Annotated in this window: 14 protein-coding genes; 3 read left to right on the forward strand and 11 right to left on the reverse strand. The window is 43.4% G+C overall.

What is annotated here, in order from left to right; translation table 11 throughout:
• Window positions 1-118 precede the first annotated feature (118 nt).
• The 7 genes from F6J94_RS14860 to F6J94_RS14890 all read right to left on the reverse strand — a co-directional run bounded on the left by F6J94_RS14860 (window position 119) and on the right by F6J94_RS14890 (window position 7,466).
• Complete coding sequence (locus F6J94_RS14860; protein WP_293026877.1) at window positions 119-520, reverse strand: hypothetical protein; 402 nt, start codon at window positions 518-520, stop codon at window positions 119-121.
• Between the two features lie 159 nt (window positions 521-679).
• Window positions 680-1,624, reverse strand: coding sequence for a serine protease (locus F6J94_RS14865; protein ID WP_293041444.1), 945 nt, complete (start codon window positions 1,622-1,624; stop codon window positions 680-682).
• A 703-nt stretch (window positions 1,625-2,327) separates the two neighbouring features.
• Complete coding sequence (locus tag F6J94_RS14870; protein WP_293026871.1) at window positions 2,328-2,651, reverse strand: excalibur calcium-binding domain-containing protein; 324 nt, start codon at window positions 2,649-2,651, stop codon at window positions 2,328-2,330.
• 605 nt (window positions 2,652-3,256) lie between these two features.
• The gene (locus F6J94_RS14875; protein WP_293026868.1) at window positions 3,257-3,445 is read right to left on the reverse strand and encodes a hypothetical protein; all 189 of its coding nucleotides are present in this window, start codon (window positions 3,443-3,445) and stop codon (window positions 3,257-3,259) included.
• Window positions 3,446-3,928: 483 nt separating this feature from the next.
• The gene (locus tag F6J94_RS14880; protein ID WP_293026862.1) at window positions 3,929-4,954 is read right to left on the reverse strand and encodes an adenosine kinase; all 1,026 of its coding nucleotides are present in this window, start codon (window positions 4,952-4,954) and stop codon (window positions 3,929-3,931) included.
• Between the two features lie 432 nt (window positions 4,955-5,386).
• Window positions 5,387-5,986, reverse strand: coding sequence for a 50S ribosomal protein L25/general stress protein Ctc (locus F6J94_RS14885; protein ID WP_367142213.1), 600 nt, complete (start codon window positions 5,984-5,986; stop codon window positions 5,387-5,389).
• Between the two features lie 139 nt (window positions 5,987-6,125).
• Window positions 6,126-7,466, reverse strand: coding sequence for an adenylosuccinate synthase (locus tag F6J94_RS14890; protein ID WP_293041446.1), 1,341 nt, complete (start codon window positions 7,464-7,466; stop codon window positions 6,126-6,128).
• A 218-nt stretch (window positions 7,467-7,684) separates the two neighbouring features.
• Here F6J94_RS14890 and F6J94_RS14895 point away from each other — a divergent pair, with 218 nt between their 5' ends.
• Complete coding sequence (locus F6J94_RS14895; protein WP_293026853.1) at window positions 7,685-8,401, forward strand: response regulator transcription factor; 717 nt, start codon at window positions 7,685-7,687, stop codon at window positions 8,399-8,401.
• On the opposite strand, the gene F6J94_RS14900 is transcribed toward F6J94_RS14895, so the two are convergent.
• Window positions 8,370-10,901, reverse strand: a complete 2,532-nt coding sequence (locus F6J94_RS14900; RefSeq protein ID WP_293026850.1) for a DNA topoisomerase (ATP-hydrolyzing) subunit A — start codon at window positions 10,899-10,901, stop codon at window positions 8,370-8,372. The genes F6J94_RS14895 and F6J94_RS14900 overlap by 32 nt on opposite strands.
• Before the next feature lie 668 nt (window positions 10,902-11,569).
• Between F6J94_RS14900 and F6J94_RS14905 the strand changes: the two genes are divergently transcribed.
• Window positions 11,570-11,971 carry a response regulator gene (locus tag F6J94_RS14905; RefSeq protein ID WP_293026847.1) on the forward strand — a complete coding sequence of 134 codons (402 nt, stop codon included), beginning with the start codon at window positions 11,570-11,572 and terminating at the stop codon, window positions 11,969-11,971.
• A gap of 144 nt (window positions 11,972-12,115) precedes the next feature.
• Here F6J94_RS14905 and F6J94_RS14910 read toward each other — a convergent pair whose 3' ends face one another.
• Window positions 12,116-12,937 carry a tetratricopeptide repeat protein gene (locus F6J94_RS14910; protein WP_364303745.1) on the reverse strand — a complete coding sequence of 274 codons (822 nt, stop codon included), beginning with the start codon at window positions 12,935-12,937 and terminating at the stop codon, window positions 12,116-12,118.
• A 623-nt stretch (window positions 12,938-13,560) separates the two neighbouring features.
• Here F6J94_RS14910 and F6J94_RS14915 point away from each other — a divergent pair.
• A complete protein-coding gene (locus F6J94_RS14915; protein ID WP_293041449.1) occupies window positions 13,561-16,401 on the forward strand; it encodes a COR domain-containing protein in 2,841 nt (946 codons plus the stop codon).
• 379 nt (window positions 16,402-16,780) lie between these two features.
• Here the strand turns inward: F6J94_RS14915 and F6J94_RS14920 are convergent, their stop codons facing one another.
• Complete coding sequence (locus tag F6J94_RS14920; RefSeq protein WP_293019763.1) at window positions 16,781-16,981, reverse strand: hypothetical protein; 201 nt, start codon at window positions 16,979-16,981, stop codon at window positions 16,781-16,783.
• 150 nt (window positions 16,982-17,131) lie between these two features.
• Window positions 17,132-17,835: hypothetical protein (locus F6J94_RS14925; protein ID WP_367142214.1), on the reverse strand; the 704-nt coding region annotated here is incomplete at its 5' end.

The raw sequence follows: 17,835 nt of genomic DNA on the forward strand, positions 1-17,835 counted from the left end.
GCTTATGCGCTACGCCCACGCTACGCGAACAGTTATCAGCTGATATCTGACCGATGCTTCACAGGCTGGAAGCCTGTTCCACAAAGCTGACCGCTGACCGCTGACGGCTGATAGCTTACTAAAGGATTTCAATAGTTTGAGCAGTCATAGCAGACTTACTGGAACCAGAACTCTGACCTTTAATCCGAACCTTCTGATCAGGACTTAATTTTCCTGGGTCAACAGTTTCTCCTTGACGAGTGATTTTGGTATCGGAAAGAAGTTGTACACTATAGGAACCAGACTTCGTCTCTACCTTTAACTGTAGAGGGAAGCTTTCCATAACTGCGACAATTTTACCTTCGATAATCATTTGTTCATCAGTTGACCTTTCTATTGGATTATTATCTGGATTATTACCCTGATTGTTTTCCGATGGAACGTCTGGTTGCGGAGCGCTACAAGCGGAAAAGAGCAGGCTTAATCCAATCAGACTGCTCAAACCAAAATACTTAAAACGAATTTGTAGTTTAGTAGTCATCTGACAGTTTTGTCCTTTGTTAGTTTACCTTTGGGATTGGTAATAGGTAATAAAATCATAGTGAATCGTCAACGACCAATTACCAATTACCAATTACCAATTACCAATTACCAATTACCCATTACCCGCTCAGGGATATGATGATTAGTCCCGGACATATTAGACATTTTTCCAAGCCGACATATTATCAAACACAGACTTAGTGATGCGGACAGCACTGTTAGGACAGCCACCATAGCCGTGAATTCCCACTACATGGTGTTGACCATCTTGCAAGCGCCAGACTGGGCTACCGCTTTGACCGCCATAGGTATCGAGCATATAGGAGAGCTTGCGACCACTGATTCTGGTAATTCGACCAGCATTGAACCATTGTGTGCCAAATGGTTTGTCACCAGCGTAGCCAGAGTTATTTATCAGTAGATTTGTGAGTAAGTCGTCGGATAGATTGGCAAATCCGAACCAGCCGACTCGGTTCCCTAGGGTGTCATCCGGTAGAATAATTGCTCCGTAGTCGAAATCATCATCTTGTTCTTGTGTCCAGCCTTTTACACTGCGGAAGGATGTGCTAACTTGGGAGCCGAAGGGAGCTTCGTTTTCATCAATACCAGGAAAGACCTCAATTTTCCTGGCCCAACCACCAGCACTATGGCTATAGACGCAGTGTCCAGAAGTCATTACTGTCCGTGGTCCAATAAACCAGCCAGTACACAGAGACCGCCTCCCATTAGCTTTGGTAATGATTAACTGGCAAATCCATCGCCAGGGCATACTAGTAAGTGAAGAAATGCGGATGCGGTCGTCACTACCACATACTGACTCCGGCCTTTGGAATTCTCCAGCACCAGCATCTGGAAGATTTTCCATATCCTCTGTGACCAACATTCTTTCCTGGAAATCATTTCCCTCATTAAGGGCTCGGGATTTATTGAATTTGGGTACTGGTTCGATTTCACCGCGACCCATCATTCCCTCAAATTGGTCTTCGATATCTATTGACTGGGATTGAGTTTCGCTGGAAGTGATTTCATGGAGCTGCTGATCCTCCCGTTCTATTTCCTTTGCTTGGTTGCTTTGATTGGAAACTATTTCAGTTTCTGACATAACCATTATCCTTACAATTAATTACTAACAAGAACTCAATTGAATGTTCTTTCCATGTACATAATCGCAAGGTTGCAGTAGGCTTGACAGTACCCGAAAGGGTACTTATAGCGCTACGCGCAAGTCAGAAGGAACGAAGTCAGAAGTCAAAAGTAAGCGATTACTTACGTTTCGGAGTTTAGGAATGTCCTAATCTGAATGGGTAGTGCTATATAGTCAATTGTTTAATCAAGTAAAACTTAGGTATTTAACTGAGGGACGGGAGTACATCAGTTATCCTGAACAACCCAACCCTCAAGAACGTGATAGCTGATTGCTGATTTTAGCTAAAATTTGGCATAATAGATGTTTTTCGCCTTTGATACCACAAAGAAGACCTTGATTCCTTATTATAACTAACTTTTTTTCTTTATAATAAGCGCATATTTGTATTTTTCTTTACAACTTAACTATAACACATTAGGGCATCAACACCTACAGCTTAACAATTTGTAAATACATCCCCTATATCCCCTATATCCTTAGATAAGCCCTGTGAGAATAAGAATCACGTACAGCGAGCGAACCTGAATGGCCACGTAATCGATAAACTACTAGATGAACGACTGGCATTGGTCGCCAGCTCTTGGGTAACAGGTGTTTCTGAACCTTGGCTATAACCTGAAGTCAATCAAACGCCTAAGTAAGTCATCCAAGTACATCTTTAGTTTTGGATTTTTAAGAGCTTCTCACAAGCTATACCGTCTTGATCACCATCAAGGTTGTGAATATCCCCGGGATAGGTTTCCAGTAATAATTGAGCTTGTCTTTGACTTTGAAAATCCGCGCAATTACAAGTATCACCTGTACCCACAACACAAGGTGGTATTTCAGGACAGGTTTCATTTTCAAGTCCAATGGAACATAGTGCTCTCTGTCCTGAAGAGCTAAATACAAAAGTCAAAATTGATACTATTAAAGCCAAGGCAGCGATAACATCAGATCGCTCCCATTTGTGACTGTTATTTTTATTATCAGTATGGATCATGATTACATGATTCAAGTTCTCAGTTCAAGTTTCATTGACCATAGATTAGATTCTTGTGACAGCTCCTACACTGACTCTGCTCTTACAGAGCCGCTCCGCGAACGAGTGAGCGTGTAGGCAACAAGCGCCAATCCGGGCATCCCTTAGGAGGCGCTGGGCTTTAAGAACGGACTGCCGAGAGACGAAACCTTAGATAGGGTCGCCTTTATGGTTAGTCGGCTATGCATAAAAGGGTTAAAACTTTTTGATTAAGGCGACCCTATCTTACGGTAACTTCAAACCCTGCCGCTCTGTTTTCTTGGTCTTTTTTTTAAGAGTGTTTTGCTGACAAACCAGCATTTAAGGCCTTTGGCCACGCTTCGCGAACGGCTTTGTTTACCAGTACATATATTATAGCAATTCCATGCATACCCTGTGCAAAATTCATCCCACACCTATGCGCAGCATAGGTGTGGGATGAATTTTGCCGGACAGCTAACTCCTTGTGTCAAGCCTAATTGAGATGCTCTTACCATTCATACTTCATAATTGATACTTAACCCTTCATAATTGATACTTAACCTTTCATAATTGATACTTGATACTTGATGCCTTGTTCATTCTTCTTACTTTAACAACTGGGATTCCCAATCCTGACTAGTATCCAACCTAATCACTAACGATTGTTCCTCTTCTGTAAACCCTTCAAATCCAGCCTGTTGACCTTTAAGCAAATCAACCGTAGCATCAGAAACATCCCCACGACGAGAGAATAAGCGATTGGCCGTAGGCCACGCTACGCGAACGCATAACACAGCTTCTGGTGCGCAGAGCGTAAATAATTTGTATCGGTAACTGGTAGCGGTTGGCTTTTGCGATCGCTAATTTTCGGAAAGCCAGTCGGTCATACTTAGCATCTAAAATAAACAGTTAACTTGGAACTGTTTAGTAATTGCTCTAGCAAAGGGAACAGCGGATCTGGGAACAGCGGATCTGGGAACAGGGAACAAAAATTATCACAATTCCTACACGGATTGCTCTCTTTGTTAACAGTTAACAGTTGACGATTGACTGTCAACTATTAATCCTCAAGCGTCAATCGTCAACGGTGAACACCAAAGCGATCAACTAAACTACAGCGTTTTTCATAACTATGAGGTACACAGAATTTTTTCACTATTCCCCTCCTGGGAGGGGTTAGGGGTGGGTTATTAATATTCCCTACTCCCTGCTCCCTGCTCCCTAAAACCCAAGAAGAAAGTACCTCACCCAATTGAAAGCTGCGTTTGCACAATAGCTTAATCGCTACCAACAACTTCCTTGACCGACTCAGCCTGAGATCCTTCCAGACGCGGACCATGAACTTGTACTACTTTTGAAGCAAAATAGTTTCCCCAACGTGCCGCTTGCTTAGTGGTCAAACCATTAGTGAGTCCAAACAACACACCACCGGCAAACGCATCACCAGCTCCTACCGTATCCACGGCCTTAGCTGGGAATCCAGGCACCTGGAAAATTGTTTTATTTTCCACCACTAAACAACCATTAGGGCCATCAGTGATAAAAGCTGTATCCACTAACTCGCCTATTTTACCAGCACAATCAGACAAGGATTCCACTCCACAGAAGTGGCGTGCTTCTGCCGCGTTACAGAAGACCACATCACAATAATCTGTAATCAAGTTACGGAAATCATCAGCAAAATTCTCTACTAGAAAGAAGTCGGAAAAGGTAAAAGCACTCTTTACTCCTTTAAGCTTGGACTGTTCCATCGCCTCAATACAAGCTTTGCGAGTGTCATCCCCCGTCCAGAGATAGCCCTCAACGTAGCTATATTTGCATTGGCTGAGTCGTTCCACATCAATATCAGTAGGAGCCAAAGTAGTAGACACTCCCAGATGAGTACACATAGTACGCTCAGCATCAGGCGTAGTTAGAACCACACAGGTACCAGTTGGACCACTAGATAGCTCAGCTGGATGCACATCAAAGTGAATCCCTGCCTCCAATAGGTCTTGTCGGTAAAATTCCCCATTGGTATCTCTAGAGACCTTACCGGAATAGAAGCCTTTACCACCACTTTGAGCGATCGCAATCATAGTATTAGCAGCCGAGCCTCCTGAGCTCAGTTCCACAGACACATGCTGATGCTCAAGATTCTGTAGAATCATAGCCTGCTTTTGGGCATCCATCAACGTCATTGCCCCTCGATTCAGGTCATGTTCCCGGATAAAATCATCATCCACCAGTGCCAGAATATCGACTAAAGCATTTCCGACACCAAAGACATCAATAGGTCTTGACTGTTGAGAGTTTTCTGTCATTTTCTTCCAATCCAACTAATCATTCACAAAAAATCCAGGGAAATTTTAACTCTCCCCTGGCTTAATCAGACAAATATAACCAACCTATCATTGCTTTCTCAAGTAATGATATTGTTTTCGGTTCAATACTTATCATGGAACATTATTCGTCAATTTAAAATTGAACATTGAAAATTCTCAGTGAAAATTCTCAGTGGTCAATCGGCAATTAACAAAATATGATTTAAGGTAGGGAGCATGTCAACTTTGTAATTAGGTACATAGATCCCCCCTAACCCCCCTTAAAAAAGGGGGGAATTAGATTGAAAATTCCCCCTTATTAAGGGAAACGGGGGATCTGAATCAGGGATTAACAAAACTGACATGCACCCTTTAAGGTAAGCTATCAGCCAACGGCTGATAGCTTAATGCTTACCTGTATTGTGCAACGCTTTATTTAGAAGTGATAGCAAGAACACTTAATTTAGGATCATCCATAACCTGGATCCCTTCTGGCAAGACTAACTCGTTAATGTAGAACATCTTACCCTGTTCCAAATTTGATATATCAATATCAATGGTTTCGGGAATTTTATCTGGGGGACATTGCACTTTCACTGTTGTAAGCCTTTGCTGCAAAATTCCACCTTGCTTAACTCCCACGGATTCTCCCACTAGCTTCAGAGGTACAACAACCTCTACTTTATTTTGAGAAGCCACCGAGAAAAAACTGAGGTGGTAAAGGGAATTTTTCCAAGGATGAGATTGTATCTCCCGCAGGAGCACTGGACCATTCCAGGAAAGGTCAGGAATAGAGAGCTCGATCAGGGTATTATTAACCGAGGCTGTTTTAAGCAAGTCTTCTGCTGCTTTAGCCGTCATAGTTAGGGATACAGATTCTGCACCATTGTGACCGTAAAGTACGGTGGGAATCAAGCCAGAACGGCGTAAAGCTCTCGGCTTACTACCTTCTGGTCGCTTTTGACATTCTACAGTAACATTCATCGCTAGGAATTTAACTCTTCGAGATAATATAGCCAAATTAATGGCCATTACTGGTCAGCTACCGGTCGATTCCGCCACCGAGGGGGGTGCTGACCTCAATGGTGAGTCAGGGTGTTGAATCGAATCGGAAACTACTGAAATTCAAACTCTCCGACTGACGCCTTGACGCCCTGACACCCTGACACCCTCAAACTCCCGAAGTTATCGGTGTACCGCTAGCATCCAATAGTGCTCGCTTTGGACCGTGGATTGGGTCTTCCACAATAATTGTCTGGTCGCGGCTGGCTCCTAAGGAAACCACAGCAATAGGAACTTTCATCAGTTCTGCCAGGAATTTAAGATAATCCAAGGCTTCGGTGGGTAAATCCTCTAAAGACCGACATTCAGCAGTAGATGTTTGCCAACCGGATAGGGTTTTGTAAACGGGCTGGCATCGGGAAAACACGCTAGTGCTGCTAGGAAATTCCCGACTGATTTCACCGTCAATTTCATAGGCGACGCACACCTTAATTTCTTCAAAGGTATCGAGTACATCCAGTTTGGTGATCGCTAGACAGTCAAGACCATTAATCCTAACAGCGTAGCGACCAATGACGGCATCAAACCAGCCACAACGGCGGCGGCGACCGGTGGTTGTCCCAAATTCTGATCCTAGCTCACAAAGTAACTCTCCTTCTCGAGTGTGAATCTCTGTGGGAAACGGTCCTTCTCCGACTCTGGTTGTGTAAGCTTTTGCCACACCAATCACCCGATCAATCATTGTCGGTCCTACACCAGCACCCACACAAGCTCCACCAGCAACCGGATTGGAAGAGGTTACATAGGGGTACGTCCCATGATCTAAATCTAGCAGTGTCCCTTGAGCGCCTTCAAACAGAATATTGCGTTTTTGCTCAATCGCCTCATAAATCTTCAAGGAACTATCGACCACATAGGAGCCTAGCCGTTCAGCATACTCCTGGTATTGCTTGATCACAACTGCTGGGTCTAACGGCGGTAGATTATAGAGCTTCTCTAAAATAGCGTTCTTATAATTAATCGTCCAGGTTAACTTTTCTACCAATACTTCCGGATCCATCAGGTCAATGATCCGAATACCAGCACGCTCTGATTTATCCGCATAGGTCGGACCAATGCCACGACCAGTGGTACCAATTTTCTGCCTACCCCGGCGCTCTTCCGATGCTTGGTCAATCAATCGATGATAAGGCATCGTGACATGGGCTATGTCTGAAATCAGCAGATTTTTAGTGGAAATGCCCAGTGCTTCAAGTTGGTCAAGTTCAGTAATTAAAACTTGTGGGTCAATAACTGTACCGGAACCAATAATACACTCTGTATCCGGATATAAAATTCCAGAAGGAATCAGATGCAGTTTAAACGTTTGACCTTGAACAACAACCGTATGCCCAGCATTGACGCCCCCCTGGTAACGGACGACTACATCTGCTGAACGACTCAGCAGATCTGTTATTTTGCCTTTTCCTTCATCGCCCCACTGGGCACCAATTACAACAACGTTAGCCAAGGGTTTATTTTGAATGCTAAAGTTTATCCACCTGATAATTATGAACAGTGGTTGTGACTGCTGTCAACTTTACTGTTGCTGATCTACGCAGAAACTGGAGGAACGAGAGGAACGATAGTAACATAAGTTAGTCTTGACGTAGAATCGCCACTCCAATCTCTTTTAGACTTTACCTATGTACTCTTATCAGTCATTTTTAACAAAAAACTACTTCTACAATGAAAATTTTGTTAGTGGAAGATGATATTCTCCTTGCTGAAAATTTATCCGAAGCCCTCACCAACCAACGTTACGTGGTTGATCTGGTTACCAATGGGGAAGTTGCTTGCCAGCAATCCCAAATGCTTGATTATGACTTGATGGTGCTAGATCTGACTCTGCCCAAGCTTGATGGCTTTGGTGTTTGTCGAAAATTGCGAGCCCAAGGCAATCAAATCCCGATTCTAATGTTGACGGGTCGCGATAACACTAATGATAAAGTCAAGGGTCTAGATGCAGGGGCTGATGATTATCTAGTTAAGCCAGTTGACTTACCAGAATTATTCGCTCGGATTCGGGCTCTGCTGCGCCGAGGTCAATCTATCGCACCACCAGTACTTCAGTGGGGCGATTTGCGTCTTGACCCGAGTACCTATGAAGTAAGCTATGAGCACCAACTTATCCACTTTACCCGTAAGGAGTATAGTTTACTCGAATTTTTCCTGCGCAACGGTCGGCGGGTACTGACTCGTAGTGTAATTATCGAGCACGTCTGGTCTTTTGAAAACCCTCCCGAAGAGGAGACGGTCAACGCTTACATCAAAAGTTTGAGGCGCAAACTGAGATTAGCTGGCGCACCCAGAGATTTGATTGAAACTGTTCACAGTGTGGGCTATCGCCTTAAACAGTTAACTCCTGAACCAGTTAAACAGTTAACTCCTGAACCAGAGGAGTAACAGTAATGATTTTTTCCTCTGCCTTGAGTTGGGCAATGGGATCCCCTGTGCCATCTTTTCCCCAAATCGGCACCGATTCCATTGCTAAACGCTTACCGCCAACGGAAGTGACTACCATGACCTCATTGGCGATGGAATCGGTGACCATGCTGACCAAAGCATCTTTAGCGGTCTTAAACTGTAGCGCTTGAGTTCCCAGGTCTCCCCGATTAGCCAACCTGATCGCCTGCGCGGGGAGGCGCTTTCCATACCCCTGCTCAGACACCAGTAAGAGGTTTTCCTCTTCCCCTAAAACAACACAGCCAACCAGCTTTTCTTTACCCTTTAGCCGCAAGGCTTGATTTCCTTGAGCACTGCGTCCCATAATCGGTAACTGTTTGTCATTAATCTCAAAGCGCAACAGCCGTCCATTGCTGGTTGCTACCACCACTTGTGTAGCTGTAGTAGTAGATAGGTTAGCATACTGTAGCTGATCCTCATTTCTGAACTTGGTAAGCAACATACCACGGTTCGTTAGTTTGGTCAACTCAGACACTGATACACGCTTAATTTTACCTTGGTGAGTCAGCAAAACTAGGGTGAAGTTTTCTAAGTCATCTGGCACCCTAAAGTGAGCCACAACTGTTTCTGATTGAACCGAAGTTGGCAGCAACTTTACCAAGGGAATGCCCTGCTTGCGTCCAGCTGCTGGTGGAATATCTCTAATTTTGACTGGGTAGGCTTTGCCAGAAGCAGTGATTACCATTAATTCTTGTGTAGTGAGCGACAGCTGAGCCTCAACTACAAAGTCCTCCCCTTGTTTAATTGACTTCGGTAATTTTGGCTGTGTTGTGGCACTTTGCCGCTGTATATACCCTTGGTAGGTAAATTCTAGAAGTGTTTGTTCTGGCTCAGTTGGAGCATTAGGTAGGGTATCAGGAGTTTTTTGGGGTTGAGCAGATTTCTTACTCTTGTGTTGAGGAGCTATCGGTTGTTCTTGCTGTTCTTCAGTGGAAGCAATAGAGTTGATTAGGGTACGGCGAGGATCACCGTACTTCCGTTTAAGCGATCGCAAATCTTTCTTCAGGGCTTTGAGCAATTCCCGCCGATCATTGAGTAATTGTTGCAGCTGTTCCAGGCGCTGGGAAAGTTCCTCACGCTCGGTCTCTAACTTTTCTCGTTCTAAGCCAGTTAGCCGTCGCATGGGCATGGCCAGAATTGCGTCAGCCTGGATTTCACTTAAGTTTAACTGGTTTTGCAGGGAAAGCTTAGCGGTGGTACCATCAGGAGCATTTCTGAGAATGTCAATCATGGCATCCAGCTGATTGAGGCTAGCCAGTAACCCGTCTACCAGGTGAAGACGTCTTTCTTTCTGGGACTGCTCATAGGTATATTGGCGGGTTAGAGTCTGTTCTCGGAAGCTAATAAATGATTCTAACAACTGCCGCAGGGTAAGTTGTCGGGGTTGTCCATCTACCAAGGTCAGCAGGATAGCACCAAAGTTTGTTTGCAGGGGAGTTTGCTTATACAACTGCTGGAGAACCACTGATGGCTGAGCATCTCGTTTGAGTTCCACCACCACCCGCATCCCTTCGCGATCGCTTTCATCTCGGATATCGCTAATCCCTTCTATACGCCCTTGATTGACCAAAGCTGCCACTTTTTCAATCCAGGCGGCCTTATGCACCTGATAGGGCAACTCACTCACTACAATTGCCCTGCGTTGCCCCCGTTTCCCTCGACCGACTTGAATGGTTTCAAGCTTGGTGATGCCTCGAATGGGTATACTGCCACGACCCGTAGTATAGGCATCCCGAATCCCCTCAGCTGCCACAATTTCCCCCCCAGTGGGAAAATCGGGTCCGGGAATTAATTTCCAGAGTTTTTCATCTGCTAAATCGGGACGGTCAATCAGAGCAATCAAGCCATCTACTATCTCTACCAAATTGTGAGGAGGAATATTGGTTGCCATGCCCACAGCAATGCCAGAGCAACCATTGAGCAACAAGATTGGTAATTGTGCCGGGAGTACAACTGGCTCTTGCTGGGAGCTATCAAAGTTGTCGATAAAATCAACCGTTGCTTCCCCAATTTCTGACAATAGGGCTTGAGCGCCCACGGGAGAAAGTCGGGTTTCAGTGTAACGCATGGCTGCTGGTGGATCATTATCCACCGAACCAAAATTGCCATGACCGTCCAGGAGGGGATAGCGGGTCGAAAAGTCCTGGACTAACCGCACCATCGCTTCATACACCGCTTGGTCACCGTGGGGGTGATATTTACCCAACACATCCCCAACCACACGAGCACATTTCCGGTATGGTCGATCTGGGGTTAACCCTAATTCGTGCATCGCATATAGGATACGTCGATGTACGGGCTTAAGCCCATCACGGACATCAGGTAAAGCACGCCCCACAATCACACTCATGGCATATTCAAGATATGACCGTTGCATCTCCAAATGTAGGGCTGTGGGAATGACATTACTGTTTCCCATTAGGTTCAGCTGTTTTGCCATCAAAAATCCTCCAAGGAATTGACCACAGGGTGTTGGGGTTTAGGGTATAGGGAAATTGCACGCTCGTTAAGGCTACGGTACTCGAAAAGATCGCAAAGATCAGCACAAGAGAATTTCTTCAATAGCTATCAGCTATCAGCTATCAGCTCTCAGCTCTCAGCTCTCAGCTCTCAGCTCTCAGCTCTCAGCTCTCAGCTATCAGCTATCAGCTCTCAGCTCTCAGCTATTGAATAAAATAAGCTGACGGCTGACGGCTGAATGCTTACATAAAATCTGAGCATCTGGTTCCAAAGCCGATTTCCCGCCTTAAGATAGTGGTGGGTTTTGCCAAGCATAACTATGGGCACGACTCAAAGAAATAGGCTCAAGGAAAACCCAGCCAGAAGCTTCGCTTCTAACAAGTCGTTGTGCCCACTGTCCCCAAGACACTATAATCTAGGTTTGGATGCAGTTAGGGAAGGCTTTTTCCAGGAGCGTCAGCTTGCCTGGTAAAAAGCCGCCTATCACCTGTATCAGTCCCATGAACATTACTAGTTAGCTAAGCATTTGGGGAAAGTAGACTTGAGAAGATGACATCTTGCATTTGAAATAGCAACATGACCGATTCCCTGTCAAACTTATGATCAAATGACACTTTTGCCAAAAATGACACTCTTGATCCAAGACCCATGAAAACCGTTCTGATTGTCGAAGATGATCCGATTAATGCTCGTGTTTTTTCCAAGATTCTCAGTAAGCGGGGCGGTTTGAATGTAAAGCATACTGAAGATGTAGAAGAAGTAATGCAGATAGCCCAAGCTGGGGAGGCAGACATTATCTTGATGGATGTTTCCCTAGCTCATAGTGTTTATCAGGGTAAATCAGTAGACGGCATTAAGATTACCCAAATGCTTAAGGCTGATGCTGAAACGTCCCAACTGCCGATTATTCTGGTCACTGCTCATGCGATGGAAGGGGATCGAGAAAACTTCCTTAAGCAAAGTGGTGCCGATGACTACATCTCCAAACCTGTTGTTGACCATCAACAGTTTGTTAATCAGATCATCGCTCTATTGCCCCAGGACAATTAAATTCCTTTCTTGAAAATTGCCAATCTTAAACCACCCCCCTTGAGATGATTGCCCATATTTGGTTGCGATCCCTCCCCTATTGGCAATTGATGGAGATCAAGCACTGTTTTTAGGAGTCACCCATGACAGGTGGAGTTGGGCTGCTTAGGGTAGACCTTGACTCTGGATAATGGTGGCTTGGATTCTGGGATTTTCCAGAAACTTTTCGGTTTCAGAAAGCAGGCGCTTACCCCACAGGTTTTCCTTAAGAAACTCTAAGTTAGCATAGCGGCTATCTAGGCGGATTGCCGCTTCTCCCATTAATAGTGCCTTTTCGATATCCCCTTGGGCATACAGAGCCACAGCGATCGCAAGTTGAGGTTCTGCGGCCTCTTTATCAATCCCTATCGCTGCTTCCCATTGTTTAATGGCACTCTCCACATCCCCTTGTTCATAGTTCACCAACCCAATGTTGTTGATGGCTGGCCAAAAGTTTTTGTCTTGGGCAACAGCTTTGTTGTAAGCATCGATGGCTTCAGTATACTGATTCAGCATATAGTAAGAGTTACCCAAGTCAAACAGGGCTTCTGGCACATCGGGCTTGAGTTTTAAACCCGCTTTCAACTGAGCGATCGCTTTTCTATATTCAGTTTTTTGAAAATAGGCTGACCCCAAGGTGAACAGCACTCCAGCCTCTTCTGGTGCCAGAGAGAAAGACTTTTGCAAGGCTTCAATGCCTTGATCCAACTCCTGGGACTGTACGTACAACGTTCCCAAGATAAACCAGGTTTGATAGATGTTGGGGGCAAGTTGAGTGGCTAACTTGGCCTTAGGCAGGGCCAGGTCGTATTGTTGAAAGCGGACTAACTGAATGGCTTCTTGAGCCAGAGTTAAGCCCTGCTGTTCGAGTTCCTCTGAATCCAATTTTAGGGTATAGGGAATGAGTGCTTGTCCAGCCACTGGTGCTGACCAACTCATCAAACCCATCAGAACAAGAATAGATAGTAATGGAATAGATTTAGGCACGGTACAGCCTCAAAGAACAATTAGCTTAAAGTGAATCTACAGGTTAGGCAACTACTGAGAGTAATCCGGAAGGAATATAGCTCTAGCTTTACCCTCACGATAGGACTTTCCTGCTTCATCTGTCATCCTAGAGGATCCGGCCAAGGTAAGTGTGGGGGGGTCGGGAATCGGGAGTCGGGAGTCGGGAGTCGGGAGTCGGGGGAGTAGGTTGATTTGGGTGGAACAGGCAAGATGCCTATTCCACTAAGATGCCCATTCCACTAAGATGCTCATTTCACCAAGATGCCCATTTCACAAAACTATTCAAATCATCCCGCATTTAGGCAATGCCCAATTTTGCCATTGCTGAATCAAAGAAGGAAATTCTTTCAGCAAAGTTTTTAAGTATAAATACTTGTTGTTGCAGTTAACCAGTGATGCCACATCACTTTTCTATAGGAAAGATTAAAATAGATTTGTTGGGTCAGGGATAATACAGCGTTTATCGCAATTATGAGGTACAGTCTTTTTTTACGCTGATTACCTTAAAAGCCTATTGCCTTAAAGCCATAAGCTTTCTAACTCACCCAAATAACAATTGCTATATGAGCGAAGATAGGATACCAACACGCTTCCAAGAAAAAATCCAAGAAGCCAAGGAAAAAAACCTTGAAGTACTAGATTTGAGTAATAAATCAGATAATTCAATATTAGATGTTTTCGTTAATTTTTTTCCAGATCGAGCCCAACCATTGACCAAGATACCAGAAGAAGTTTTTGAAATCAAACAAATTAAAGTATTAAACTTAAGCCATAACAAAATAGAGGAACTCCCAAAATATCTTGGAAATCTATCCAATTTAACATGGCTAAATTTATCGCATAATCAACTAAGCAACCTGCCGGAATCTCTTGGAAATCTATCCAATTTAACATGGCTAGATTTATCGGGTAATCAACTAACTAAACTGCCGGAATCTCTTGGGGATATCTCCAATTTAATCAGTCTAAATTTATCGAGAAATAAACTAATAAATCTGCCGGGATATCTTGGAAATTTCTACAATTTAACCAGGCTATATTTATCAAAAAATAAACTAATTAACCTGCCGGAATCTCTTGGTAATCTCTCCAATTTAGACAGGCTAATTTTATGGCATAATCAACTAAAAGAACTGTCGGAATCTCTTGGAAATCTCTCCAATTTAACATGGCTAGATTTATCGGATAATCACCTAACCAACCTGCCGGAATCTCTTGGAAATCTCTCCAATTTAACCCAGCTAGATTTACGATGGAATCAACTAACCAACCTGCCGGAATCTCTTGGAAATCTCTCCAATTTAACCCAGCTAGAGTTATCGGGAAATCCCCTGGTTGTTCCACCACCAGAAGTTGTCAGTAAAGGGGTAGATGCTGTTAAACAATATTTTCGGCAATTAAGAGAAGAAGGAGAAGCTTATATCTATGAAGCTAAGTTGTTGATTGTCGGTGAGCCAGGAGCAGGTAAAACCAGTTTAGCTCAAAAAATTCAAGACCCCGAATACCAACTCCAAGACAATCAAGAATCTACAGAAGGCATTGATGTTATTAAATGGAGTTTCCCTCTAGATAACGAACGAGACTTTAAAATCAATATTTGGGATTTTGGCGGCCAAGAAATTTATCATGCTACCCATCAGTTTTTTTTAAGTAAACGTTCTCTCTATACTTTAGTGGCGGATAGTCGGAAAGAAGATACGGATTTTTATTATTGGCTCAATAGTGTAGAACAATTTAGTGACAATAGCCCCCTGTTGATTATTAAAAACGAGAAACAAGACCGCCAAAGGGAAATTAACGAAAGCGCTTTGCGAGGACAATTTACCAATCTCGAAAAAACTCTGGCTACTAATCTCAAAACTAACCGAGGGTTAGCAGAGATTATCGATGCTATTCAATATCACATTAAAAATTTACCTCACGTCGGACAAGTATTACCGAAAACTTGGGTAAAGGTTCGTCAAGCTTTAGAAAACGATTCCCGGGATTATATATCTCTTCAGGAATATCTAGATATCTGTGAAACCAATGGATTTACTCAACGGGAAGATGCATTACAGTTAAGCGGATATCTCCATGATTTAGGCATATGTCTTCATTTCCAGCAGCAAGAAGATTCGTTGTTATATAAAATAGTCATTCTTAAACCAGAATGGGCGACCGATGCAGTTTACAAAGTGCTAGATAATCATGACGTTATTAATAACAAAGGAAAGTTTACCCGCAAGGATTTAAAACGTATTTGGAAAGACGACAAGTATGCCTCTAGCAGAGGAGAATTACTAGAACTAATGAAGAAATTCCAACTTTGCTATGAAATTCCTGATTGCAAAGATACCTTTATCGCCCCTCAACTCCTCAGCGATAACCAACCAGACTATAACTGGCATGAATCTCACAATCTGATTTTACGCTACGATTATCATGATTTTATGCCCAAGGGTATTCTCACTCGGCTTATTGTGGTGATGCACCAGTATATTGACCGACACAAATACGTTTGGAAAAGTGGCGTCATCTTAACTAAGGACAAAACCAAAGCGGAAGTGATTGAATATTACGCTAAACGGGAGATTAAGATTAGGGTTGCTGGTAGAGATAAGCGGGGATTATTAACCATAGTTGCTTACGAACTAGATAGAATACATGATTCTTATAAGCGCTTGAAGTACAGTAAGTTAATACCTTGTAATTGTCATAAGTGTAAAGACAGTCAGTCGCCATTCTTTTATCCCTTTGAAAGATTGCGACAATTTCTAGCAGATAAGCAATACACCATTCAATGTCAAGAAAGCTATAAGATGGTAAATGTTTTGAGTTTACTTGATGATATAATAGGTTTGAACCAATTAGTATCTAACGATCAACAAGATAGTAATCAATCAATTCAGTTTAAAGGTGATATTCAACAATTAGTCTTGCTATCATCACAAGAAGGTAATATTTCTGGAGATTTTTCTGAACTAATGGCTAATAGTAACGATGAAAGTTCCAAAATCAATATATCTGGATCTGGCAACATATCTGGCAACGCTAAAGTTACAAGTAGTAGTGCTGGTTGGTTTAACTTAGGTGATATTAGTGGTAAGGTTACCAATACTATCAACCAGTTACCTAGCTTTGATGCTGAGCCTGAGTCTGATAAAAAACAACTGAAGGAATTACTCAGTAAACTGCAAAGCGCAGTCTTAGCAGAAGATTTGGATGACGAAGACAAAGCAGAAGCCCTAGAACAAATTGAAGACATCGCTTCTTCTTTAACTAATTCCGAAGATAGTGCTGTGAAGAAAATAGCCAACAAGGCTATGAAAATGCTAATCAGAATTGCTGGTGCTTTGTCTCCTACTGCTAATATGGTTACTATATGTAAGGAATTACCAGACTTGATTAGTAAGATATTTTGAGAAAAAGGCAATACTAGGGCGTGTCTTCTTGCCTCGGAGATCCCCCGTTGGTCCCCCTTAAAAAAGGGGGACTTTGAGTATGGCTCCCCCCTTTTTTAAGGGGGGCTGGGGGGGATCTAAATCTTGCGGAAAACTTTGAAAACACCCCCTAGGTAATAGGCAAGACTAGGCAATAGGCAATAGGCATGCTAGCAATAGGCAATAAGTCTAAAAAGAAAAAAAAATAGCCGTAGACATTATGTCTACGGCTTTTTCAATGCCACAGTAAGTGGATTGAAATTGTCATGTCAGTCAGATCCCAAACCAAACCTGATGTGATCTTATTTTACAAGACCAGGAGCCTTTGCTAGGGGGGAAACCCCCCCAGAAATTTAACGTGTTATGGCAACAGCCAATACTTCATCATTGTAGTCTTCACTTCTCCTGGAACCTCCGTCGGCTCCATAGGGCTCCACTCGCAAATCTCTGCATAGCCAAAAACATAGAGGGTGTGCATGCTATAGATTACTGCTTTACGAGAGCCTTTGAGAGTGTGCTCAACAGGGTATTTTTTGAGGTTTGGGTTAAATTCTGGTGACATGTTTCAAATATTGAACTCGACGTTATAACTATAATCATAATTATTATAGTTTATGTTGTCAAGGGTTTTACAAAAGTTTTTTTGGGAGTTTTATGGAGAAGTTGCAATGGATTTGAACGTTATAATTAGAGGGATTAAATAGGGAATAGCTTACGAATCTGAAGGTATTGGTTGGGATTCTAGATACCTCAGAAAAGACATTAACTCATCGTCACTGAGCAGCTGACGCGATCGCTTACCGTAAGTTTGTAGAAGATAGTCTTTCCCCTGTTGAGTTGTCCAACCGAGACGCTTCATTTCTACATTGGTTTTAGTAATGATTTCAGAATGGTCAATAATCGGAAGACTCGATGATCCCATGTCACTGGTGTTAGTCTCCATGGTATGTTGAGAATATGACTGGACTGGAGGATCAGGTTGTGAGGTCTGGTAGCTAATTGGCTCCCTCTTCTTAGGGATGTCAGCTGGCACAGAGGTTTCTACTTCCCTTGAGAAGGAATCATTGCTAAAGTTCCTTGCTGGTTCTACTGATGGGATATTGGCAGCGGTTTCCCTAACCTCTCTAGCTCTTGACTCTGAGAAAGAGTAACTACTGGTGTCACCGGTTCGAGTAGCTTGAGTAAAATGATGATTGGGTTGAGTCTGTTCCTGACTTGCTGAGGTCGAGCCAACATCATAGCGAGGCAATGGTTGCAGCGGCAGATTTACCTCACGCTTTGCTCTGGGATTATCCTTGTTTTGATCAATCCCTTTGGTGCTATCCATGCCTAAAGCAGCTAAGGCTCTAAGTCTGGCTTGATCTTCTGCTAATTCAACGGTTTGGGCAGCAGCTAGACCATTTTGGTCACTGGTCA

Source organism: Moorena sp. SIO1F2, from assembly GCF_010672755.1.
Taxonomy (GTDB): domain Bacteria; phylum Cyanobacteriota; class Cyanobacteriia; order Cyanobacteriales; family Coleofasciculaceae; genus Moorena.